Annotated in this window: 34 protein-coding genes; all 34 read left to right on the top strand. The window is 40.2% G+C overall.

From position 1 onward, the window contains the following. Window positions 1–6 precede the first annotated feature (6 nt). Window positions 7–312 carry a 30S ribosomal protein S10 gene (gene rpsJ, locus ACFSRY_RS03180; protein ID WP_007654312.1) on the top strand — a complete coding sequence of 102 codons (306 nt, stop codon included), beginning with the start codon at window positions 7–9 and terminating at the stop codon, window positions 310–312. Between the two features lie 181 nt (window positions 313–493). Then, complete coding sequence (rplC, locus tag ACFSRY_RS03175) at window positions 494–1,111, top strand: 50S ribosomal protein L3 (protein WP_377503318.1); 618 nt, start codon at window positions 494–496, stop codon at window positions 1,109–1,111. Window position 1,112: 1 nt separating this feature from the next. Then, complete coding sequence (rplD, locus tag ACFSRY_RS03170) at window positions 1,113–1,742, top strand: 50S ribosomal protein L4 (protein WP_377503317.1); 630 nt, start codon at window positions 1,113–1,115, stop codon at window positions 1,740–1,742. Then, the gene (rplW, locus tag ACFSRY_RS03165) at window positions 1,742–2,029 is read left to right on the top strand and encodes a 50S ribosomal protein L23 (protein WP_377503316.1); all 288 of its coding nucleotides are present in this window, start codon (window positions 1,742–1,744) and stop codon (window positions 2,027–2,029) included. The genes rplD and rplW overlap by 1 nt, the downstream gene beginning before the upstream one ends. Window positions 2,030–2,039: 10 nt before the next feature. After that, window positions 2,040–2,864: a 50S ribosomal protein L2 gene (gene rplB / locus ACFSRY_RS03160; protein ID WP_377503315.1), complete on the top strand. Its 825-nt coding sequence runs from the start codon at window positions 2,040–2,042 to the stop codon at window positions 2,862–2,864. Between the two features lie 3 nt (window positions 2,865–2,867). Then, the gene (gene rpsS, locus ACFSRY_RS03155) at window positions 2,868–3,146 is read left to right on the top strand and encodes a 30S ribosomal protein S19 (protein ID WP_377503314.1); all 279 of its coding nucleotides are present in this window, start codon (window positions 2,868–2,870) and stop codon (window positions 3,144–3,146) included. 2 nt (window positions 3,147–3,148) lie between these two features. Continuing rightward, window positions 3,149–3,541: a 50S ribosomal protein L22 gene (gene rplV, locus ACFSRY_RS03150; protein WP_377503313.1), complete on the top strand. Its 393-nt coding sequence runs from the start codon at window positions 3,149–3,151 to the stop codon at window positions 3,539–3,541. A gap of 3 nt (window positions 3,542–3,544) precedes the next feature. Next, on the top strand, window positions 3,545–4,297 hold the full coding sequence (gene rpsC, locus ACFSRY_RS03145) for a 30S ribosomal protein S3 (protein ID WP_377503312.1): 753 nt from the start codon (window positions 3,545–3,547) through the stop codon (window positions 4,295–4,297). 31 nt (window positions 4,298–4,328) lie between these two features. Beyond that, window positions 4,329–4,751, top strand: a complete 423-nt coding sequence (rplP, locus tag ACFSRY_RS03140) for a 50S ribosomal protein L16 (RefSeq protein WP_377503311.1) — start codon at window positions 4,329–4,331, stop codon at window positions 4,749–4,751. Window positions 4,752–4,754: 3 nt separating this feature from the next. Next, entirely contained in the window at window positions 4,755–4,955 is a 201-nt protein-coding gene (gene rpmC, locus ACFSRY_RS03135) for a 50S ribosomal protein L29 (protein ID WP_377503310.1), read from the top strand. Between the two features lie 14 nt (window positions 4,956–4,969). Beyond that, a complete protein-coding gene (gene rpsQ, locus ACFSRY_RS03130) occupies window positions 4,970–5,227 on the top strand; it encodes a 30S ribosomal protein S17 (RefSeq protein WP_377503309.1) in 258 nt (85 codons plus the stop codon). Window position 5,228: 1 nt separating this feature from the next. Beyond that, complete coding sequence (gene rplN, locus ACFSRY_RS03125; RefSeq protein WP_147920494.1) at window positions 5,229–5,597, top strand: 50S ribosomal protein L14; 369 nt, start codon at window positions 5,229–5,231, stop codon at window positions 5,595–5,597. Between the two features lie 18 nt (window positions 5,598–5,615). Further along, window positions 5,616–5,936 carry a 50S ribosomal protein L24 gene (gene rplX / locus ACFSRY_RS03120; protein ID WP_377503308.1) on the top strand — a complete coding sequence of 107 codons (321 nt, stop codon included), beginning with the start codon at window positions 5,616–5,618 and terminating at the stop codon, window positions 5,934–5,936. Between the two features lies 1 nt (window position 5,937). Continuing rightward, a complete protein-coding gene (gene rplE / locus ACFSRY_RS03115) occupies window positions 5,938–6,492 on the top strand; it encodes a 50S ribosomal protein L5 (RefSeq protein ID WP_377503307.1) in 555 nt (184 codons plus the stop codon). 6 nt (window positions 6,493–6,498) lie between these two features. Continuing rightward, on the top strand, window positions 6,499–6,768 hold the full coding sequence (gene rpsN, locus ACFSRY_RS03110; RefSeq protein ID WP_377503306.1) for a 30S ribosomal protein S14: 270 nt from the start codon (window positions 6,499–6,501) through the stop codon (window positions 6,766–6,768). A gap of 89 nt (window positions 6,769–6,857) precedes the next feature. Continuing rightward, window positions 6,858–7,256: a 30S ribosomal protein S8 gene (rpsH, locus tag ACFSRY_RS03105; protein WP_377503305.1), complete on the top strand. Its 399-nt coding sequence runs from the start codon at window positions 6,858–6,860 to the stop codon at window positions 7,254–7,256. Between the two features lie 14 nt (window positions 7,257–7,270). After that, window positions 7,271–7,825 (top strand): 50S ribosomal protein L6, encoded by a 555-nt coding sequence (gene rplF / locus ACFSRY_RS03100; protein ID WP_377503304.1) that lies wholly within the window; start codon window positions 7,271–7,273, stop codon window positions 7,823–7,825. An 8-nt stretch (window positions 7,826–7,833) separates the two neighbouring features. After that, window positions 7,834–8,181, top strand: a complete 348-nt coding sequence (rplR, locus tag ACFSRY_RS03095) for a 50S ribosomal protein L18 (protein ID WP_377503303.1) — start codon at window positions 7,834–7,836, stop codon at window positions 8,179–8,181. 6 nt (window positions 8,182–8,187) lie between these two features. Then, on the top strand, window positions 8,188–8,706 hold the full coding sequence (gene rpsE / locus ACFSRY_RS03090) for a 30S ribosomal protein S5 (RefSeq protein ID WP_377503302.1): 519 nt from the start codon (window positions 8,188–8,190) through the stop codon (window positions 8,704–8,706). Between the two features lie 5 nt (window positions 8,707–8,711). Next, a complete protein-coding gene (gene rpmD, locus ACFSRY_RS03085; protein WP_377503301.1) occupies window positions 8,712–8,891 on the top strand; it encodes a 50S ribosomal protein L30 in 180 nt (59 codons plus the stop codon). Between the two features lie 2 nt (window positions 8,892–8,893). After that, complete coding sequence (gene rplO / locus ACFSRY_RS03080; protein WP_377503300.1) at window positions 8,894–9,340, top strand: 50S ribosomal protein L15; 447 nt, start codon at window positions 8,894–8,896, stop codon at window positions 9,338–9,340. Window positions 9,341–9,345: 5 nt separating this feature from the next. Beyond that, window positions 9,346–10,662, top strand: a complete 1,317-nt coding sequence (secY, locus tag ACFSRY_RS03075; RefSeq protein ID WP_377503299.1) for a preprotein translocase subunit SecY — start codon at window positions 9,346–9,348, stop codon at window positions 10,660–10,662. A gap of 3 nt (window positions 10,663–10,665) precedes the next feature. Then, on the top strand, window positions 10,666–11,439 hold the full coding sequence (map, locus tag ACFSRY_RS03070) for a type I methionyl aminopeptidase (protein WP_377503298.1): 774 nt from the start codon (window positions 10,666–10,668) through the stop codon (window positions 11,437–11,439). Continuing rightward, window positions 11,440–11,658 carry a translation initiation factor IF-1 gene (gene infA, locus ACFSRY_RS03065; protein ID WP_377503297.1) on the top strand — a complete coding sequence of 73 codons (219 nt, stop codon included), beginning with the start codon at window positions 11,440–11,442 and terminating at the stop codon, window positions 11,656–11,658. Between the two features lie 5 nt (window positions 11,659–11,663). Beyond that, window positions 11,664–11,780 (top strand): 50S ribosomal protein L36, encoded by a 117-nt coding sequence (gene rpmJ / locus ACFSRY_RS03060; RefSeq protein ID WP_007654264.1) that lies wholly within the window; start codon window positions 11,664–11,666, stop codon window positions 11,778–11,780. Window positions 11,781–11,790: 10 nt separating this feature from the next. Further along, window positions 11,791–12,168 carry a 30S ribosomal protein S13 gene (rpsM, locus tag ACFSRY_RS03055; RefSeq protein ID WP_377503296.1) on the top strand — a complete coding sequence of 126 codons (378 nt, stop codon included), beginning with the start codon at window positions 11,791–11,793 and terminating at the stop codon, window positions 12,166–12,168. A gap of 9 nt (window positions 12,169–12,177) precedes the next feature. Next, window positions 12,178–12,570: a 30S ribosomal protein S11 gene (gene rpsK / locus ACFSRY_RS03050; protein WP_377503295.1), complete on the top strand. Its 393-nt coding sequence runs from the start codon at window positions 12,178–12,180 to the stop codon at window positions 12,568–12,570. A 22-nt stretch (window positions 12,571–12,592) separates the two neighbouring features. Further along, window positions 12,593–13,198, top strand: a complete 606-nt coding sequence (gene rpsD, locus ACFSRY_RS03045) for a 30S ribosomal protein S4 (protein ID WP_377503294.1) — start codon at window positions 12,593–12,595, stop codon at window positions 13,196–13,198. 37 nt (window positions 13,199–13,235) lie between these two features. Beyond that, a complete protein-coding gene (locus tag ACFSRY_RS03040; protein ID WP_377503293.1) occupies window positions 13,236–14,225 on the top strand; it encodes a DNA-directed RNA polymerase subunit alpha in 990 nt (329 codons plus the stop codon). 66 nt (window positions 14,226–14,291) lie between these two features. After that, complete coding sequence (rplQ, locus tag ACFSRY_RS03035) at window positions 14,292–14,804, top strand: 50S ribosomal protein L17 (protein ID WP_377503292.1); 513 nt, start codon at window positions 14,292–14,294, stop codon at window positions 14,802–14,804. Between the two features lie 76 nt (window positions 14,805–14,880). Continuing rightward, window positions 14,881–16,002 (top strand): glutamine-hydrolyzing carbamoyl-phosphate synthase small subunit, encoded by a 1,122-nt coding sequence (gene carA, locus ACFSRY_RS03030; RefSeq protein WP_377503291.1) that lies wholly within the window; start codon window positions 14,881–14,883, stop codon window positions 16,000–16,002. 14 nt (window positions 16,003–16,016) lie between these two features. Next, window positions 16,017–17,294, top strand: a complete 1,278-nt coding sequence (gene eno / locus ACFSRY_RS03025; RefSeq protein WP_377503290.1) for a phosphopyruvate hydratase — start codon at window positions 16,017–16,019, stop codon at window positions 17,292–17,294. 86 nt (window positions 17,295–17,380) lie between these two features. Further along, window positions 17,381–17,677, top strand: coding sequence for an FtsB family cell division protein (locus ACFSRY_RS03020; RefSeq protein ID WP_377503289.1), 297 nt, complete (start codon window positions 17,381–17,383; stop codon window positions 17,675–17,677). 81 nt (window positions 17,678–17,758) lie between these two features. Continuing rightward, entirely contained in the window at window positions 17,759–19,624 is a 1,866-nt protein-coding gene (dnaK, locus tag ACFSRY_RS03015) for a molecular chaperone DnaK (protein WP_377503288.1), read from the top strand. Window positions 19,625–19,764: the final 140 nt, after the last annotated feature.

Raw genomic sequence — 19,764 nt, 5'->3', positions numbered from 1 at the left:
ATAGAAATGAATCAGAAAATAAGAATAAAGCTTAAGTCTTACGATCACAATTTAGTTGACAAGTCATCTGAGAAAATTGTGAAAGCTGTTAAGGCAACCGGTGCCATCGTAAGCGGACCAATTCCTCTTCCAACAGAAAAGGATAAATTCACAGTTCTTCGTTCACCACACGTAAACAAGAAGTCAAGAGAGCAGTTTCAGCTTTGCACATACAAAAGATTAGTAGATATCTATTCTACTAGCTCTAAAACAGTTGACGCACTCATGAAGCTTGAACTTCCAAGTGGTGTAGATGTTGAGATCAAAGTTTGATAAACAGCCTATAAAATAAAAAAGGAGAGCCCATAAAGCTCTCCTTTTTTATTTTATAGGCTGATAATAAATAATTTAGAAAAGGGTTGTTAAAGAAAAGGAAAATTTATTAACTTTGCACTCCCTTAGCAAAACTGAGGGGGAATAATATATTGTATCCATCTATTTAAAAACAAGTTGAATGCCTGGAATTATCGGTAAGAAAATCGGAATGACAAGCCTCTTCACAGCAGATGGTAAATACACACCAGTAACGCTTATTCAAGCAGGTCCGTGTGTAGTTACTCAAGTGAAGACAGTCGAGACTGACGGCTATGAAGCAGTACAGCTAGGCTATGGCGAAAAAAAGCTTAAAAGAGTAACTAAGGCGGAAGCAGGTCACTACAAAAAAGCTAACACAGCTCCAAAAAAGAGAGTTGCTGAATTTGATGTGGAGGGAGCTTCTTTCACCCTGGGAGATACAGTGGATGTAAATCTATTTGTAGAAGGTGAATTTGTGGATGTAGTAGGTACATCAAAAGGAAAAGGTTTCCAAGGTGTGGTAAAACGTCACAACTTTGCCGGTGTTGGTGGGCAGACTCACGGTCAGCATAACCGCGCAAGACACCCTGGTTCAATCGGTGCATGTTCTTGGCCTTCAAGAGTATTTAAAGGAATGCGTATGGCTGGTAGAATGGGTGGTAACAGAGTTAAAATCCAAAATTTAACAGTTCTACGTGTTATCGCTGATAGAAACCTGTTGGTAGTTAGTGGCTCGGTACCGGGTGCCAAAAATTCTTACGTGTTAATTGAGAAGTAAAATGGAGCTTTCTGTATTAAATATTAAAGGTGAAGATACAGGCAGAAAGGTAACACTTTCTGATGCGGTGTTTGGTGTAGAGCCAAATGAGCATGCAATGTATCTTGACGTTAAGCAGTACCTGGCTAATCAGAGACAAGGTACTCACAAATCAAAAGAGCGCGCGGAAGTTGCAGGCTCAACTAAAAAGATTAAGAAGCAAAAAGGTACAGGTGGAGCCCGTGCTGGTAGCTTAAAATCTCCTGTATTCATTGGTGGTGGTCGTGTATTCGGACCGAAGCCAAGAAACTACAGCTTTAAGTTGAATAAAAAGTTAAAAGAAGTAGCTCGTGTTTCAGCTCTTTCTTTGTTAGCACGTGATAATAAAGTTGCTTTAGTAGAGTCATTTACATTTGATGCTCCTAAGACAAAAGAATTTATCTCGATCCTGAGCAACCTGAACTCAACTGGAAAAACATTAGTTGTTGTTCCTGCAGTTGATAAAAATGTAGTGTTGTCAGGTAGAAACTTGAAGAAAGTGAAAGTTTCTACTGCAAGCGACCTTAATACATACGACCTGCTGAACACAGATAGAGTTCTGATGGTCGAAGATTCAGTTAAAGTATTAGAAAACCTCTTTAGCGCACAATAATGAACGTTCTGAAAAGACCACTAATCACAGAGAAGTACGCTGCCATGAACGAGGTTGGTAAATATGCTTTTGAGGTTGATAAAAAAGCCAATAAAGTAGAAATCAAAAAGGCAGTAGAAAAGATGTATGGTGTTACTGTTGAAAAAGTAGCTACCATGAGATCACTTGGTAAAGTGAAGACTAAATATACTAAGTCTGGAGCTGTAACTGGCCGTACGTCTTTGATCAAAAAAGCAATAATCACCGTGAAGGATGGTGAAATAATAGACTTTTACAGCGGCATATAATTAAGTAGAAATGGCTTTAAAAAAGTTAAGACCAACAACACCAGGTCAAAGATTTAGAGTAGCTCCTGCTTTTGATGAAATAACATCATCTACTCCGGAGAAATCTTTGTTGGCACCTATCTCAAAATCTGGTGGACGTAACAACTCAGGTAAAATGACAATGCGCTACATGGGCGGTGGTCATAAGAGAAAGTACCGAGTTATCGATTTCAAGCGTAACAAGCATGGCGTTCCTGCTACTGTTAAATCAATTGAATATGATCCAAACAGAACAGCACGTATAGCCTTGTTATACTATGCAGATGGAGAGAAGAGCTACATCATCGCTCCGGCAGGACTGCAAGTAGGTACAGTGATTACTTCAGGACCTGGAATAGCTCCGGAAGTAGGAAACAGCTTACCTTTATCTGATATTCCTCTAGGTACAATCATTCACAACATTGAGCTACAACCAGGTAATGGTGGGACGTTGGCACGTAGTGCAGGTTCTTATGCTCAGCTTGTTGCTCGTGAAGGAAGATATGCAACTATCAAACTGCCTTCAGGTGAATTAAGAATGGTACTAGTTAACTGCTATGCAACAGTAGGAACCGTTTCTAACTCTGACCACATGAACGTTAAGCTTGGTAAAGCAGGACGTAACAGATGGTTAGGAAGACGTCCTCGTGTACGTGGTGTTGCAATGAACCCGGTAGATCACCCTATGGGTGGTGGTGAAGGTAAATCTTCAGGTGGTCACCCACGATCACGTAAAGGCTTGATTGCAAAAGGTTATAAGACAAGAAACAAGAATAAGTATTCTGAAAAGCTTATAGTTAACAGAGGAAAAAAATAATAAATGGCTAGATCATTAAAAAAAGGGCCTTATATTGACTATAGGCTCCAGAATAAAGTCGATGTAATGAACGAGTCTGGTAAGAAAACAGTTATCAAGACTTGGTCACGCAGATCAATGATATCTCCGGAATTCGTTGGTCATACATTCGCAGTTCACAATGGAAATAAATTCATACCTGTTTATGTTACTGAAAACATGGTAGGTCACAAACTAGGTGAGTTTGCTCCAACAAGGAACTTCAGAGGTCATATTGCTAAAAAAGATAAAGGCAAGCGTTAATCATGGAAGCAGTAGCAAGATTAAATAATGTGCCTACTTCTCCTCGCAAAATGAGATTAGTAGCAGGCTTGATCCGCGGAAAGAGCGTATCCAGAGCCCTAGGTTTATTAAAATTTGAACCTAATGCTGGTGCGGCAAGAATTGAGAAGCTTCTTTTATCTGCTTTATCAAACTGGCAGCAAAAGAATGAAGATGCACGCATCGAAGATGCAAACCTTTATATCAAAGAAATCTTTGTGAATGAAGGCAAAATGCTAAAGCGTCTTCGTCCGGCTCCACAAGGACGTGGATACCGCATCAGAAAAAGATCAAATCATGTTACCTTAATCATTGATAGCATGACAGAGGATCAAGTAGAGCAGCAATCAAAGAAATCTAAAAAAGCCAACAAGTAAGAAATGGGACAGAAAGTAAATCCAATCGGTTTTCGACTCGGCATTATCAAAGGTTGGGATTCTAACTGGTATGGCGGCAAAGATTTCGCTGAGAAGCTGATCGAGGACGAGAAAATCAGAAAATATATTTTAGCGCGTATTCCTAAAGGCGGAATTTCTAAGATAATAATTGAAAGAACGCTTAAGCGTATCACTATCACTGTTAACACTGCCCGTCCGGGTGTTGTTATCGGTAAAGGTGGCCAGGAAGTAGATAAAATCAAGGAGGAGCTTAAGAAGCTTACGAACAAAGATGTTCAAATCAACATTTTTGAAATCAAGCGTCCTGAGTTAGATGCCAAATTGGTTGGAGAGTCAATTGCCCAGCAGTTACAGGCTCGTATTTCCTTCCGTCGTGCCATGAAGCAGGCTATTGCTTCTGCTTTAAGAGTAGGTGCTGAAGGTATCAAAGTTCAGGTTTCAGGCCGTTTAGGTGGTGCTGAAATGGCAAGAACAGAGCATTACAAAGAAGGAAGAACTCCTCTTCATACTTTGCGTGCTGATATCGACTACGCTTTATCTGAAGCACAGACTGTGTATGGTAAGCTAGGTATAAAAGTATGGATCTTTAAAGGCGAAGTTTACGGCAAGAAAGATCTTACTCCGAACGCTGGATTAGAAAGCAAGGGAGGACCTGGTGCACAGGGTGGTGATAGAAGAGGCCGTGGTGACCGCAAAAAGCCGGACGGTGCTCCAAAGCGTAAGCGTCGCCAATAATCGTTCTTTAACATTATTAAGTTTTTAGAAAATGTTACAGCCTAAAAGGACTAAATATAGAAAAATGCAAAAAGGCCGCGTGAAAGGTCTGGCTCATAGAGGCAGTACTATTTCATTTGGTTCTTTCGCAATCAAATCGCTTGAGGCATCTTGGATCACTAGCCGCCAGATTGAGGCAGCTCGTATCGCAATGACAAGAGCAATGAAACGTGAGGGTCAGGTTTGGATCCGTATCTTCCCTGATAAACCAATTACCAAAAAGCCCGCAGAAGTGCGAATGGGTAAAGGTAAAGGTTCTCCTGAATATTGGGTAGCAGTTGTTAAGCCAGGTACTATCATGTTTGAATCTGATGGTGTACCAATGGAGGTAGCGAAAGAGTCATTAAGACTTGCTGCTCAGAAGCTACCAGTTAAAACAAAGTTTGTAGTACGTAGAGATTACGTTGAGAAATAGTATATGAAAAATTCAGAGATAAGAGCTTTATCTTTAGAGGAACTGAAAGAGAAGCTTAACACTGAGAGCTCCAACATGCAGAACATTCGTTTTGCACATGCTATATCTCCGTTGGAGAACCCGATGAAGATACGTGAGACGAAGCGAAATATCGCCCGTCTGAATACAGAGATTCGTCGTCGTGAAATTGAAGCTAACTCTTAATACTTATTTAGATCATGAACGAGAGAAATCTAAGAAAAGAAAGAAGTGGTAAGGTTGTTAGCAACAAGATGGACAAATCTATCACTGTACTTGTAGAGAGCCGAATGAAACACCCAATGTATGGTAAGTTTCTGAGTAAGTCTACAAAATTCATGGCTCACGACGAAAAGAATGAGTGTAACATAGGTGACTATGTGAGAATTCAGGAGACTCGTCCGCTTAGCAAGAATAAAAACTGGCGTTTAGTAGAAATAATAGAAAGGGCTAAGTAAAATGATACAGCAGGAATCAAGACTTACTGTTGCGGATAACAGTGGTGCCAAGGAAGTACTTTGTATCCGTGTATTAGGTGGTACTGGTAAAAAGTACGCTTCAATCGGTGATAGAATAGTAGTAACTGTGAAATCAGCTCTTTCCTCTGGAAACGTAAAAAAGGGTACTGTTTCTAAAGCAGTAATAGTTAGAACTAAGAAAGAGGTAAGAAGAAAAGACGGGTCATATATCAGGTTTGATGACAATGCAGCCGTTCTTCTTAACGCAAATAACGAGCCTCGCGGTACGCGTATTTTCGGACCAGTTGCACGTGAACTTCGTGAAAAACAGTTCATGAAAATTGTTTCGCTAGCACCTGAAGTTCTATAATCACTAATTCAGATTAAGATGAATAAGAAAAAACTTCATGTAAAAACTGGCGATACAGTTAAAGTACTAGCCGGTGACGAACGCGGTAAGACAGGCCGCATAATAGCTGTTAATTCAGAAAAGCAGAAAGTAACTATAGAAGGATTAAACCTGGTGACGAAACATACGAAACCAAGTGCAAAAAATCCTCAAGGTGGAATCTCTAAAGTTGAAGCTCCAATCCATGCAAGCAATGTTGCTTTAGTTGATGCTAAAGGAGAAACATTCAAAGCGGGTAGCAGAAAGAACAGCGAAGGAAAAACAGAGCGGTACTCTAAAAAAACAGGAGAGGTAATCTAAGATGGCTACTACAAGATTAAAAGAGAAATATCAGAATGAGGTAGTTCCTGCCCTTATAGAGAAGTTTCAGTACAAGAACGTAATGCAGGTGCCTAAAATCACCAAAATCTCTATCAATAAAGGTATTGGTGCTGCTGTAGCTGATAAAAAGTTAGTTGATATCGGTGTTGATGAACTGACAACAATCACTGGACAGAGAGCTGTATCTACTATAGCTAAAAAGTCAGTGTCTAATTTCAAGCTTCGCGAAGGAATGCCTATCGGAGCAAGAGTTACATTGAGAGGTGAGAAAATGTATGAATTCCTTGATCGCCTTTTGACAATTGCTCTTCCACGTGTACGTGACTTCAGGGGAGTAAGCGATAAAGGATTTGATGGCCGTGGTAATTATACCTTAGGTGTCAAGGAGCAGATCATTTTTCCAGAGATCAGCATCGATAAAATAAAGGCAATTACTGGTATGGACATAACTTTTGTAACCACAGCTAACACAGATGAAGAAAGCTATGAGTTGTTAAAAGCGTTCGGTATGCCTTTCACAAACATCAAGAAATAAAATAAAATGGCTAAGGAAGCAGTAAAAGCTAGAGAGCTTAAAAGACAGAAATTAGTAGCTAAATATGCTGCTAAGAGAGCTGAACTGAAAGCTAATGGTGATTATGACGCATTGGATAAACTTCCAAGAAACGCATCACCTGTCAGACTACATAACCGTTGCAAGTTATCAGGACGTCCAAGAGGATATATGAGAAAGTTCGGTATTTCTCGTGTCGTTTTCAGAGAACTTGCTGTAATGGGTAAAATTCCTGGTGTAACAAAGTCGAGCTGGTAAAATTTTCTTACGATAGTAAGAAAGTAAAGAAGATATTCGTATCTTTGCCGCTCGCTTAGAGTAAGCATTCATTATTTAAGTGATTCGTAATGAACTCAGATCCAATAGCAGATTATTTAACTAGAGTGCGTAATGCTATAAAAGCAAACCACAGAATAGTTGAAATACCATCTAGCAAGATAAAAAAAGAGATAACAAAAGTATTGTACGACAAAGGGTATATTCAAAGCTACAAATTTGAAGACTCTTCTGTTCAGGGTACAATCAAAATCGCTCTGAAGTACAACCCCAACACTAAGCAGTCTGCTATTGTGAAGCTAGAGAGGGTTAGTAAGCCAGGGCTTCGTAAGTATGCCGGAAGTGAAACATTGCCAAGAGTTCTCAATGGACTAGGTGTTGCAATATTATCTACTTCTAAAGGCGTAATGACAGAAAAAGAAGCTCGTACCTTGAATATAGGTGGCGAAGTATTATGTTACGTTTATTAATAGGAGGATAGACAATGTCACGAATAGGAAAATTGCCAATCGCCCTGCCTAATAATATAGAAGTTAGCATCGGAAAAGACAATGTGGTTACAGTTAAAGGTCCGAAAGGAACTTTGACCACTGCTGTTGACAAAGATATTATTGTTAAAGAGCAGGATAACCAGATTGTCGTAGAACGTCCTACAGAGCAGAAGCGTCATAAAGCAATGCATGGCCTTTACAGATCTCTGATCAACAACATGATTATTGGTGTTAGTGAAGGATATAAGGAGCAACTGGAATTAGTGGGTGTAGGTTATAAAGCAGCTGTACAAGGTAATATCCTTGAACTTGCCTTAGGTTACTCTCACAATATTTTCTTGTCAATGCCTGAAGAAGTTTCTGCTACAGCAGTTACTGAGAAAGGAAAAGCGCCTCTTATTACATTAGAGAGTAATGACAAGCAATTAATCGGACAAGTTGCTGCTAAGATCAGATCGCTACGTAAAGTTGAGCCTTACAAAGGAAAAGGAATACGTTTTGTAGGTGAAGTAATCAGAAGAAAAGCTGGTAAGACAGCGTCTAAATAATCATCATCATGTCTGCTAATAAAGTAACAAGAAGACTTAGAATTAAGAAAAGTATCAGAAATAAGATATCTGGTACAGCTGAAAGGCCAAGATTATCAGTGTTTAGAAGCAATAAAGCTATCTATGCTCAGATTATCGATGACACTACTGGTAAAACACTGGCAGCTGCTTCTTCAGCTAAACTTGATGATGCAAAGTCGAACGTAGAAACTTCAAACAAAGTAGGTAAAGCTATTGCTGAGCTAGCCCTTGCGAAAGGTATAAGCCAGGTAGTATTTGATCGCTCTGGTTACCTGTACCACGGTAAAGTAAAATCATTGGCAGAGGGCGCTCGTGAAGCAGGCCTTAAATTCTAAAAATTTATGTTGAAGAATAATATACGTAGTGTAAAAGCTAGCGAAATCGAGTTAAAAGAGAAAGTAGTAGCTATTAATCGCGTTGCCAAGGTTGTAAAAGGTGGTAGAAGATTTAGCTTTGCTGCCATCGTAGTAGTTGGTGACGGTAACGGCGTTGTAGGTTATGGCCTTGGTAAAGCAAATGAAGTTACAGATGCAATCGCTAAAGGTATCGACGATGCTAAAAAGAATCTAGTAAAGGTTCCTGTTTACCATAACACTGTTCCCCATTCAATGGAAGGCAAGTATTCTGGTGGCTATGTTCTGGTTAAGCCAGCTGCTCCAGGTACAGGTGTTATTGCAGGTGGAGCTATGCGTGCCGTGCTAGAGAGTGCAGGTATTAAAGATGTACTTTGCAAATCAAAAGGTTCTTCTAATCCACACAATGTGGTAAAGGCAACTTTTGATGCTCTTGCTAAAATGCGTGATCCATTGGCAGTCGCTCAACAGCGAGGTGTAAATCTTCAGAAAGTTTTTAACGGTTAATTGAGATGGCTCAGATTACTATTACACAAATCAAAAGCATAATTGATAAACCAAAGAGCCAGAAGCTTACGATCAAAGCTCTTGGCCTTGGTAAAATCAACAAATCAGTAACTGTTGAAAATACTCCACAGATTGCTGGTATGGTAAATAAGGTTCAACATCTTGTAGAAGTAAAAAGTATTTAATAATGTATCTTAACTCATTAAAACCTGCAGAAGGTTCTGTTAGAAACAGAAAAAGGATAGGTAGAGGTACTGGTTCAGGTAGAGGTGGTACTTCTACAAGAGGACATAAAGGTGCTAAGTCTCGTTCTGGTTATTCTCAGAAGTCAGGCTTTGAAGGTGGTCAGATGCCACTTCAGAGACGTGTACCAAAGTACGGCTTTAAGAATATCAATAGAGTAGAATATAAAGCTATCAATATCGATGTGATCCAGTCTTTGGCTGAGTCTACGAATGAAACGGTGTTCAACTTTGATTACTTCAGAGCGCATGGTTTGGTTCAGAAAAATGATAAAATTAAAGTTTTAGGTAGAGGCGAGATTAACAAAGCTGTGGAGATCCATGCACATGCTTTCTCTCAGACAGCTACTGAATCTATTGAAAAAGCAGGCGGTAAAACAGTTGCGATCTAATAGGTATGAAGAAGTTTATAACAACGTTAAAGAACATTTGGGCTATTGAGGATTTAAGAGTTCGTATTCTAAATACTCTTGGTTTTATAGCTATCTTTAGATTAGGTTCTTTTGTTGTTCTTCCTGGCGTTGACCCTAACCAACTTCAAGCTAATACAGGAGGACTGTTTGGTTTGTTAGATACTTTCTTAGGTGGTGCATTTAGTAATGCATCCATCTTTGCGTTAGGTATCATGCCATATATATCTGCTTCGATTGTATTACAGTTACTAACAATAGCTGTACCGTACTTTCAGAAAATGCAGAAGGAGGGTGAGTCTGGTAGAAAGAAAATAAACCAAATCACCCGAGTTCTGACTATAGTAATAACACTAGCACAGGCTATAGGTTTTGTTGCAACCATAAATGCAGAAGCTATTGTAATCAATACTACTCTATTCACTATCACATCAATGATAGTACTTACATCAGGTACGATCTTTTGTATGTGGTTAGGAGAAAAAATTACTGATAAGGGGATAGGTAACGGTATTTCAATGCTGATCATGATCGGTATTATCTCTAGGTTTCCTGGCGCTATCGTTGCAGAATTCTTATCAAAGCAGCTAAGCGGTGCTCTTCTGTTTATCTTTGAAATAGCAGTACTTTTCTTCGTGGTGATGTCTGTTGTTATGCTTACACAAGCTATCAGAAGAATCCCTGTGCAGTATGCAAAACAGGTGGGGGGTAATTCCCTTTATAGCGGGCAACGCCAGTTTATACCTCTTAAAGTTAATGCTGCGGGTGTAATGCCTATTATCTTTGCACAGTCTCTAATGTTCCTGCCTTCCATGATTGCTTCAATCTGGGCAGATTCAAATGATACTGCTAATTATATCGGATCTACTTTCTCTGACTTCACATCATGGCAGTATAACCTTGTGTTTGGTTTAATGATCCTTTTATTTACATATTTCTATACTGCTATCAGTGTAAACCCTAATCAGATCGCAGATGATTTGAAGAGAAGTGGAGGCTTTATACCTGGTGTAAAACCAGGAAGAACAACCTCTGAGTACATTGATACTATTTTAACAAGAATTACACTTCCTGGAGCTATATACTTAGCACTAGTAGCCATCTTCCCTGCAATTGCAATGTTGTTAGGAGTGACTAGAGAGTTTTCTCAGTTTTTTGGTGGAACATCATTGATAATCATGGTGGGTGTTGTACTTGATACTTTACAGCAGATAGAGAGCTATTTACTAATGAGACACTACGATGGTATGATGAAGTCTGGAAAGCTAAGAGGCCGAACAGAAAACATCGCCATGGTATCATAATAGATGATTTTTTACAAGACCGAAGAAGAAATTGAGCAAATTCGCCAGAGTGCTATGATATTAAGTCAAGCACATGGCGAAATTGCTCTTCTTATAAAAGAGGGGGTTAAAACTGTAGATCTTGATAATAGGGCTGAAGAGTTCATTCAAGATCATGGTGCCAAGCCTTCCTTTAAAAATTATAACGGTTTCCCTTACAGCTTATGTATTTCTGTAAACTCTACAGTTGTACATGGAATGCCGAGTAAGTATGTACTAAAAGACGGAGATGTTATTTCTGTTGATTGTGGTGTGTATTTTAAAGGTTTCCACAGTGATTGTGCTTATACACATGCTGTAGGAAATGTAAGTGAAGAAGTTCAAAAGTTACTTACTGTTACAGAAGAATCCTTGTACAAAGGAATAGAGAACGCAACAGTTGGTTCTAGGTTAGGTGATATTGGTTTCGCCGTACAGCAACATGCCGAAGGAAATGGTTATGGTGTTGTACGTGAACTTGTAGGTCATGGTCTTGGAAGGAACTTACATGAGTCTCCTGAGGTTCCTAACTACGGTCGGCGTGGACAGGGTGTTAAATTACAAAATGGTTTAGTTATAGCTATTGAGCCTATGATAAACTTGGGTACCCGACACATTGTACAGGAAGATGATGGTTGGACCATCCGTACCCGCGATAATAAGCCCTCTGCACACTTCGAACATACTGTTGTTGTTCGAAAAGACAAAGCAGAAATTTTAACATCTTTTGAATATATAAAACAAGCTAAAAAACAATAAATGGCGAAACAGTCATCTATAGAGCAGGACGGAACAATTATTGAAGCCCTTTCGAACGCAATGTTCCGTGTAGAGCTTGAAAACGGTCATCAGGTTATAGCTCACATTTCTGGTAAAATGAGAATGCACTACATTAAAATCTTACCAGGCGACAGAGTTAAATTAGAAATGTCTCCTTATGACTTAACTAAAGGTAGAATTGTTTATCGATATAAATAAATACAATGAAAGTTAAAGCATCAGTTAAAAAGAGAAGTGCTGAATGTAAAGTTATCCGCCGGAAGGGGAAACTTTATGTAATCAACAAAAAGAATCCAAGATATAAACAAAGACAAGGATAATTAAAAGAGTATGGCTAGAATAGCAGGAGTAGATATTCCGGATAACAAAAGAGGCGAGATAGCATTGACTTACATTTACGGTATTGGCCGTAATCTTTCTCAGACTATCTTAAATAAGGCCGGGGTGGATCTTGACAAGAAGGTTAAAGACTGGACAGAGGATGAGGCTAATGAAATTAGAAATGTCATTGCAGCTGATCACAAAACAGAAGGTGTTTTAAGATCAGAAGTGCAATTACATATCAAGCGTCTTCTTGACATTGGTTGCTACCGTGGGTTAAGACACCGTAAAGGTCTTCCAGTACGTGGACAGCGCACGAAAAACAATTCGCGCACTAGAAAAGGTAAGCGTAAGACAGTTGCAAACAAGAAGAAGGCTTCTAAATAATCATTAATCATGGCTCAGAAAAGAAAAGATAAAGCTAAAAAGCGTGTCGTAGTTGTTGAACCAACTGGCCAAGTACACATCAAAGCTTCTTTCAATAATATCATTATATCAGTAACCAATAATGCAGGACAAGTAATTTCTTGGGCTTCTGCTGGTAAAATGGGTTTTAAAGGTTCTAAAAAGAACACTCCTTACGCTGCACAAATGGCAGCTTCTGATTGCGCTAAGGTTGCTTATGATCTTGGTATGCGTAAAGCAGAAGTTTTCGTTAAAGGTCCTGGTGCAGGTAGAGAGTCCGCCATCCGTACTGTACAGAATTCTGGTATCGAAGTAACTTCTATAAAGGATGTAACTCCATTACCACACAACGGATGTCGTCCTCCTAAACGCAGAAGAGTTTAATTTTTAAAGTAGATTAAATAAAATGGCAAGATATACTGGTCCTAAAAGCAAGATCTCAAGAAAGTTTAACGAAGAGATCTTTGGCCCAAGCAAAGCACTAAAAAAGAAAAGCTACCCTCCAGGGCAGCACGGCAGAGGTCGTCGTAAAAAGCAATCTGAATATGCTGTACAGTTAGCAGAAAAGCAGAAGGCAAAATACATCTATGGAGTTCTGGAGAAGCAATTCGCTAATATATTCCAAAAAGCTCACCGTAAAGGTGGTGTAACAGGTGAGAACTTGCTTATTATGCTTGAGTCTCGTCTTGATAATACAGTTTACCGTCTGGGTATTGCTCCAACAAGAAGAGCTGCACGTCAGTTGGTATTACACAAGCACATCACTGTAAACGGTGAGATTGTTAACATACCATCTTATAGCTTAAAAGTTGGTGATGCTGTAGCCGTTAGAGAAAAGTCTAAATCTCTTGAAGCAATCACAACTAGCCTTTCTGTTCGTAACGCACGTCAGTTTAGCTGGTTAGAGTGGAATGCTTCTGAGATGGTTGGTAAACTTGTGTCTACGCCTGAGCGTGACCAGATTCCTGAAAAAATTCAGGAGCAGCTAATCGTCGAGCTTTACTCTAAGTAATCAGCTTAATCAATTTTTAACCTTTAACACTGCAAGTATGTCAATATTAGCATTTCAAATGCCAGAGAAAGTTGTAATGGAAAAAGCCGACGACTTTCATGGTTTATTTGAATTCAAGCCGCTTGAAAAAGGTTACGGTGTAACCATCGGTAATGCACTGCGAAGAATTTTGTTATCTTCTCTAGAAGGTTATGCAATTACTAGCGTTCGCTTACCTGGTGTACTGCATGAGTTTTCGTCTGTTGAAGGCGTGGTTGAGGATGTATCTGATATCATTCTTAACCTGAAGATGATTCGCTTCAAAAAAGTAAGCGAAGTTATTGACGATAAAATCACTGTTACAATCAGTGGTAAAGATACTTTCTCGGCTGGTGATATTAACAACTTCACTTCTAGCTTTGAGGTTCTAAATCCTGAACTGGTAGTTTGTCACCTTGACAAAAATATCACTTTAGAGGTTGAACTAACAATTCAGAAAGGTCGTGGCTATGTTCCGGCTGATGAGAATAAATCTTCAGATCAGGTTTTTGGCCTTATTGCAATAGACTCTATCTTCACTCCAATCAAGAACGTTAAGTTTAGTGTAGAGAACACTCGTGTTGAGCAGAAAACTGACTACGAAAAACTAGTTCTTGACATACAGACAGACGGCTCTATTCATCCGGAGGATGCCTTAAAAGGTGCTGCAAATATTCTTATCCAGCACTTCATGCTGTTCTCAGATAACACTATGACATTTGAGACTGCTAAGCCTGAAGAGGAGGAAGCCGTTGATGAAGAGTTACTGCATATGCGTAAAGTATTAAAGACTTCTTTACAGGATATGGACTTGTCAGTTAGAGCTTATAACTGCTTAAAGGCTGCCGACATCAAAACGTTAGGTGACCTTGTACAGCTGGATATCTCTGATATGATGAAGTTCAGAAACTTTGGTAAAAAGTCTTTAACTGAGCTTGAAAATCTAGTTCAGGAAAAAGGTCTTACCTTTGGTATGGATCTTTCTAAATACAAATTAGAAGAAGAATAATAACTTACGGCATAATTCCCGATCCCGAAAGGTTGATCGACGGTATGCCCGTGCACAATCAAAATAATGAGACACGGTAAAAAAATTAATCACTTAGGAAGAACAGCAGCGCACCGCAAGGCCATGTTATCAAACCTTGCTTCTTCTCTAATTTTACACAAGCGCGTATCTACTACTGTAGCTAAAGCTAAAGCGCTTCGTAAATATGTAGAGCCTCTGCTGACAAAGTCTAAGAATGATACTACTCACTCAAGAAGAACAGTTTTTGCTTATCTTCAGAATAAAGAGTCTATAAAGGAGCTTTTTGATGAGGTATCAACTAAAATTGCTAACAGACCAGGTGGATATACCCGTATTCTTAAAACTGGCTACAGACTAGGTGACAATGCAGAAATGTGCGTGATCGAGCTTGTAGACTACAACGAGGATATGGTTTCAACAACTGGTGCAGCTGCAACAGGTGCTAAGAAACCTCGTCGTCGTTCTTCTGGTAAGAAGAAAGAGGCAGAGGCTAATCCAGCAACTGAGACTAAAGCTGAGGCAACTGAAACTAAAGATGAGAATAAAGATGCTGAATAAGCACCATCTTTAAATAATTTGAAAGGGACATGACGTTAGTCGTGTCCCTTTTTTATTTTTGTATTAAAATATTATCATGAAAAAGTATTCGACTACTGAAGCAATCCTTCTTCTCGAAGATGGTACCTTGTTCAAAGGTAAAAGTTTAGGCCTAATCGGCACATCCGGAGGTGAACTGTGTTTCAATACAGGTATGACCGGTTATCAGGAAATTTTCACAGATCCTTCTTATTATGGACAGATCGTAGTTACAACTGTTTCTCATATTGGTAATTATGGTGTGCAGCATGAGGAGGTGGAATCAGACCAGGTACAGATACGAGGTTTGGTTTGTAAAGAATTTTCTCACCACTTCTCAAGAAAAACTGCCGAAGGATCATTGCAGGAATATTTTGAGAAGGCAGGTATAGTAGGTATTTGTGAAATAGATACAAGATCCCTTGTGCGCCATATAAGGGATAAAGGCGCCATGAATGCCATCATTTCTTCGGAGACAACAGATGTAGAAGAGTTGCGTACAAAGTTGGCTGGTGTGCCTTCGATGGCAGGATTAGAGCTTTCTTCTCAGGTTAGTACAAAAGATATTTATGATCTTAAACCGGAGGAAGTAAAATTCAGAGTAGCTGTACTGGATTTGGGAATAAAAAAGAACATCATCAAAAACCTTGTTAGCAGAGGATGTGAAGTAAAGGTATTCCCTTACAATACTTCCTTTGAGGAGATGGAGCAGTGGAATCCTGATGGCTATTTCATTTCGAACGGTCCTGGTGATCCTGCGGCTACGGTAGATGCAGTAAAGAGTGTTAAAAGAATGCTGGAAAATCAGAAACCACTATTTGGTATATGTTTAGGACACCAGGTATTAGCCGAGGCAAATGGGATTGCTACCTATAAAATGCATAACGGACACAGAGGACTGAACCATCCGGTAAAAAACCTGATCACAGGTAGATGTGAAGTAACAAGCCAGAACCATGGTTTCGTTGTAGATGCCGAGCAACTGAGAAATCATCCTGATGTTGAAGTTACGCACATCAACTTAAATGATAACACCATAGAAGGTATACGCCTAAAAACGAAACCTGCTTTTTCAGTACAATATCATCCGGAGTCTTCTCCGGGGCCACACGATTCAGAGTATTTATTCGATGAGTTTGTGGCCCTTTTAGAGCAAAGTAAAAATCAAGTAAAACTATAGTTAAAAACAATCCAATGAGCTTAATAACGGATATTAAAGCCAGGCAAATCTTCGATTCAAGAGGCAATCCTACAGTTGAAGTAGATGTAGTAACTGAAAACGGTATCTTAGGTCGTGCTGCTGTTCCTTCTGGAGCCTCTACAGGTATACATGAAGCAGTAGAGCTCCGTGATAACGACAAAAGCAGGTACATGGGCAAAGGTGTACAGCAGGCAGTAAAAAATGTGAATGAGAAGATAGCTGAAGAGCTTGTTGGCTTTCCGGTGTATGAGCAGAACCTGCTTGATAAGATCATGATCGAGCTTGATGGCTCTGATAACAAGGGAAAACTTGGTGCAAATGCCATTTTAGGGGTTTCATTGGCTATTGCGCGTGCTGCTGCTCAGGAACTGAACATGCCTCTTTACCGCTATGTGGGTGGCGTTAATGCCAATACGTTGCCTGTGCCTATGATGAACATCCTCAATGGTGGTAGCCATGCAGATAATGCCATCGACTTTCAGGAATTTATGATTATGCCAGTGGGTGCGCCTTCTTTCTCAGAAGCACTTCGTATGGGCTCAGAGGTATTCCATCATCTTAAGAACGTACTAAAGAAAAAAGGGCTTTCTACCAATGTAGGTGATGAGGGTGGTTTCGCTCCAAATATCGCTTCGAATGTAGAGGCTATCGAGGTAGTGCTTCAAGCTATTGAAGCTGCTGGATACAAACCAGGGGATGATATGATGATAGCCATGGATGCCGCCAGTTCAGAATTTTATGATGCCTCTTCCGGAACGTATACCTTCAAGAAATCAACCGGTGATAAACTGTCCTCTTCTGAAATGGTAAGCTACTGGAAAGAGTGGACTGAAAAGTACCCAATCGCGTCCATCGAGGATGGCATGGCCGAGGATGATTGGGCCGGCTGGAAAGAGTTAACCGAGAAGATCGGTGATAAGGTGCAACTAGTTGGTGACGATTTGTTTGTAACGAATGTAAACCGACTGCAGCAGGGTATTGACCAGGGTGTCGCAAATTCTATCCTGATCAAAGTAAACCAGATTGGTACGCTAACAGAAACAATAAATGCTATCAACCTTGGTTTGCGCCACGGATACAAGAGTGTAATGAGCCACCGTTCAGGTGAGACAGAGGATAACACTATTGCTGACCTGGCAGTTGCCCTGAACACCGGCCAGATCAAGACAGGTTCAGCTTCCCGTTCAGACCGTATGGCTAAATATAACCAGCTTCTTCGCATTGAAGAAGAACTTGGTGAGATAGCATACTACCCTGGGAAGAAGTTCTAGCACTCTTTTAAAATAAAAATTGCTAAGGCTGTGGGTTTTATAACTCACAGCCTTATTTTTGTATAGCACCCTTTTACAGTATACCCATGTTAAAGCGTATCCCAAAGTTTTTCCGCAGCTTCTATTTCATCACGACAGCTTTGTTTTTAGTATGGATGCTCTTTTTTGATTCTAACGATTTCATTACACAGTACCAGATGAGTGCCAAGCTTAGCGAACTGGAAGAGACGCGCGAAGACTACCTGGAGAAAATGGATGAGGTAGTGAAGGACCGGAAGGCTTTAATGGGTAACCCGGAGCTTCTCGAAAAGTATGCCCGAGAAAAATACCTGATGAAGCGCCCAAACGAGGATGTGTTTATAATTGTGGCTAAAGAAGAGTAACCAAGCCCCCTGCTTAATTTTTTGTAACTTTGTGCCAGGCACTGCCGCTTAACAGTGGCAGACTCACGTAAAAAAGATATTATGGCAAAAGTTGCAATAAACCTTTCTACAGGTTCCATTCAGCAAGAAGAAGTAATTGTAGGTATAGATTTAGGTACAACCAACAGCTTGGTGGCCTATATTCATCCTGAAGATAAAAAGCCTATCGCTATCAATGACCAGGGGCGTGGAACGATTGTGCCGTCTGTAATCCATTTTACAGAGAATGGCGAAACCATTGTGGGTAATGAGGCAAAAGATTACTTACTAACAGATCCCGCTAATACAATCTACTCCGTTAAACGCCTTTTAGGAAAATCCTATAAGGACCTTGGTGAGCATAAAGACTACTTCGGATATAAGGTAATTGACGATGATAGTGAAGGTCTGGTAAAGATTCGGGTGAAGGATAAATTTTATTCTCCAATTGAATTATCAGCTGAGATACTCCAAGAATTGAAAGAACGTGCAGAGCACTCTCTGAAAACTCCGGTAAACAGAGCCGTAATTACTGTACCAGCGTATTTCAATGATTCACAAAGGCAGGCGACGCGCGATGCTGGTAAACTGGCAGGGCTAGATGTATTGCGCATTGTTAATGAACCAACAGCTGCTGCTCTGGCTTATGGTATAGGTATTGACCCTACGGAAGAGAAAACTGTAGCCGTATATGATCTGGGCGGAGGCACCTTTGATATTTCCATATTAAGTATCCATCAAGGCATTTTTGAAGTTCTTTCAACCAACGGCGATACATACCTTGGGGGTGATGATTTTGATAGAGCCATTATTAATCACTGGATTCAGGAGAATGAGCTGGTAGCAGACACAGTCAACCAAGATAAGTCTCTGTCGCAGGAACTGCGCTTGAAAGCAGAGGAAGCAAAAAAGGCTCTAAGCTCGCAGGAAATCTATACCAGCAGTATCGGCAACAAGATTGAATGTCATATTGAGCGTCATACGTTTGAGACATTTGTTGCACCTATTGTTGCCAAAACGATAGAGAGCTGCCGCATGGCCATGACAGATGCCAAGCTTCAGCCAGAGCAGATAGATGCTGTTATTATGGTTGGTGGCTCCACACGGGTACCATTGGTATATGAGGCTGTTTCAGAGTTCTTTGGTAAACCGGCTAACAATAGCCTGAACCCTGATGAAGTGGTTGCACTGGGAGCAGCTATACAGGCGGATATTTTGGCAGGCAATCGAAAAGACATTCTTTTGCTGGACGTAACTCCACTTACATTGGGCATTGAAACAATGGGTGGTCTGATGGATCCAATCATCCCGCGTAACTCCAAAATTCCTACTAAAGCAGGGCGTCAGTACACTACCTCTGTAGACGGGCAGATAAACATGAAGATTTCTGTGTACCAGGGAGAGCGCGACGTGGTGAAAGAAAACCGCAAGCTTGCAGAGTTCGACTTGAAAGGTATACCTGCTATGCCAGCCGGTTTCCCCAAGGTGGATGTGAATTTTATACTCAATGCGGATGGTATACTAAAAGTAGAGGCAGCTGAACTACGCTCTGGGGTTAGGCAGGAAGTTGAGGTTAAACCTCAATACGGGTTAACAGATGAGCAGGTAGAGCAAATGCTGATGGATTCCATGATGAATGCCAAGGAGGACGTAGCGACAAGGATGCAGATAGAGGCACGCACGGCAGCTGAGCAGATGCTTTACCAGGTAGAGCGCTTTGTAGAGAAAAACAAAGAGCACCTGACGGAGGAGGAAATAAATTTAACGCAAAAAAATCTGCAAAGCCTCAAAGATGTGTTAGCAGCCGGAGGCGATAAGGATGCAATTTATGCTGCAGTAGATGTTCTGGAAGAACAGACCAGCCCCTTTGCAGAACGTGTAATGCAGATTTCGATTAAAAAGGCAATGTCCGGTAAAAAGATTGAGTAAAGAATAATTACAAGTGTCTCGTCCTGAAATAAGTTGACGGATTTTAGACGAAATTACTCTTTAAACTGAGACCTCCAATGCGTTTGTGTTGGAGGTTTTCTTTTTCCACTGTTTTATTTCCAGTTCCTGCTGTCGGTGCA

Origin of the sequence: Pontibacter locisalis (assembly GCF_042684605.1) — a bacterium.
GTDB classification, from domain to species: Bacteria; Bacteroidota; Bacteroidia; order Cytophagales; family Hymenobacteraceae; genus Pontibacter; species Pontibacter locisalis.
This window is presented reverse-complemented; position numbering and strand designations above follow the sequence as displayed.

Coding starts and splice junctions, on each gene's coding strand:
- dnaK (WP_377503288.1), top strand. CDS start 17,759: ATGGCAAAAGTTGCAATAAACCTTTCTACAGGTTCCATTCAGCAAGAA.
- rplP (WP_377503311.1), top strand. CDS start 4,329: ATGTTACAGCCTAAAAGGACTAAATATAGAAAAATGCAAAAAGGCCGC.
- secY (WP_377503299.1), top strand. CDS start 9,346: ATGAAGAAGTTTATAACAACGTTAAAGAACATTTGGGCTATTGAGGAT.
- rpsD (WP_377503294.1), top strand. CDS start 12,593: ATGGCAAGATATACTGGTCCTAAAAGCAAGATCTCAAGAAAGTTTAAC.
- rpsJ (WP_007654312.1), top strand. CDS start 7: ATGAATCAGAAAATAAGAATAAAGCTTAAGTCTTACGATCACAATTTA.
- rplB (WP_377503315.1), top strand. CDS start 2,040: ATGGCTTTAAAAAAGTTAAGACCAACAACACCAGGTCAAAGATTTAGA.
- rplO (WP_377503300.1), top strand. CDS start 8,894: ATGTATCTTAACTCATTAAAACCTGCAGAAGGTTCTGTTAGAAACAGA.
- rpsC (WP_377503312.1), top strand. CDS start 3,545: ATGGGACAGAAAGTAAATCCAATCGGTTTTCGACTCGGCATTATCAAA.
- rplN (WP_147920494.1), top strand. CDS start 5,229: ATGATACAGCAGGAATCAAGACTTACTGTTGCGGATAACAGTGGTGCC.
- rplW (WP_377503316.1), top strand. CDS start 1,742: ATGAACGTTCTGAAAAGACCACTAATCACAGAGAAGTACGCTGCCATG.
- rpmC (WP_377503310.1), top strand. CDS start 4,755: ATGAAAAATTCAGAGATAAGAGCTTTATCTTTAGAGGAACTGAAAGAG.
- rpsM (WP_377503296.1), top strand. CDS start 11,791: ATGGCTAGAATAGCAGGAGTAGATATTCCGGATAACAAAAGAGGCGAG.
- rplC (WP_377503318.1), top strand. CDS start 494: ATGCCTGGAATTATCGGTAAGAAAATCGGAATGACAAGCCTCTTCACA.
- rpsN (WP_377503306.1), top strand. CDS start 6,499: ATGGCTAAGGAAGCAGTAAAAGCTAGAGAGCTTAAAAGACAGAAATTA.
- rpsK (WP_377503295.1), top strand. CDS start 12,178: ATGGCTCAGAAAAGAAAAGATAAAGCTAAAAAGCGTGTCGTAGTTGTT.
- rpsH (WP_377503305.1), top strand. CDS start 6,858: ATGAACTCAGATCCAATAGCAGATTATTTAACTAGAGTGCGTAATGCT.
- rplF (WP_377503304.1), top strand. CDS start 7,271: ATGTCACGAATAGGAAAATTGCCAATCGCCCTGCCTAATAATATAGAA.
- eno (WP_377503290.1), top strand. CDS start 16,017: ATGAGCTTAATAACGGATATTAAAGCCAGGCAAATCTTCGATTCAAGA.
- rplR (WP_377503303.1), top strand. CDS start 7,834: ATGTCTGCTAATAAAGTAACAAGAAGACTTAGAATTAAGAAAAGTATC.
- rpsS (WP_377503314.1), top strand. CDS start 2,868: ATGGCTAGATCATTAAAAAAAGGGCCTTATATTGACTATAGGCTCCAG.
- rpsE (WP_377503302.1), top strand. CDS start 8,188: ATGTTGAAGAATAATATACGTAGTGTAAAAGCTAGCGAAATCGAGTTA.
- rplQ (WP_377503292.1), top strand. CDS start 14,292: ATGAGACACGGTAAAAAAATTAATCACTTAGGAAGAACAGCAGCGCAC.
- rplX (WP_377503308.1), top strand. CDS start 5,616: ATGAATAAGAAAAAACTTCATGTAAAAACTGGCGATACAGTTAAAGTA.
- carA (WP_377503291.1), top strand. CDS start 14,881: ATGAAAAAGTATTCGACTACTGAAGCAATCCTTCTTCTCGAAGATGGT.
- rpmD (WP_377503301.1), top strand. CDS start 8,712: ATGGCTCAGATTACTATTACACAAATCAAAAGCATAATTGATAAACCA.
- rpsQ (WP_377503309.1), top strand. CDS start 4,970: ATGAACGAGAGAAATCTAAGAAAAGAAAGAAGTGGTAAGGTTGTTAGC.
- rplD (WP_377503317.1), top strand. CDS start 1,113: ATGGAGCTTTCTGTATTAAATATTAAAGGTGAAGATACAGGCAGAAAG.
- rplE (WP_377503307.1), top strand. CDS start 5,938: ATGGCTACTACAAGATTAAAAGAGAAATATCAGAATGAGGTAGTTCCT.
- rpmJ (WP_007654264.1), top strand. CDS start 11,664: ATGAAAGTTAAAGCATCAGTTAAAAAGAGAAGTGCTGAATGTAAAGTT.
- rplV (WP_377503313.1), top strand. CDS start 3,149: ATGGAAGCAGTAGCAAGATTAAATAATGTGCCTACTTCTCCTCGCAAA.
- infA (WP_377503297.1), top strand. CDS start 11,440: ATGGCGAAACAGTCATCTATAGAGCAGGACGGAACAATTATTGAAGCC.
- ACFSRY_RS03040 (WP_377503293.1), top strand. CDS start 13,236: ATGTCAATATTAGCATTTCAAATGCCAGAGAAAGTTGTAATGGAAAAA.
- ACFSRY_RS03020 (WP_377503289.1), top strand. CDS start 17,381: ATGTTAAAGCGTATCCCAAAGTTTTTCCGCAGCTTCTATTTCATCACG.
- map (WP_377503298.1), top strand. CDS start 10,666: ATGATTTTTTACAAGACCGAAGAAGAAATTGAGCAAATTCGCCAGAGT.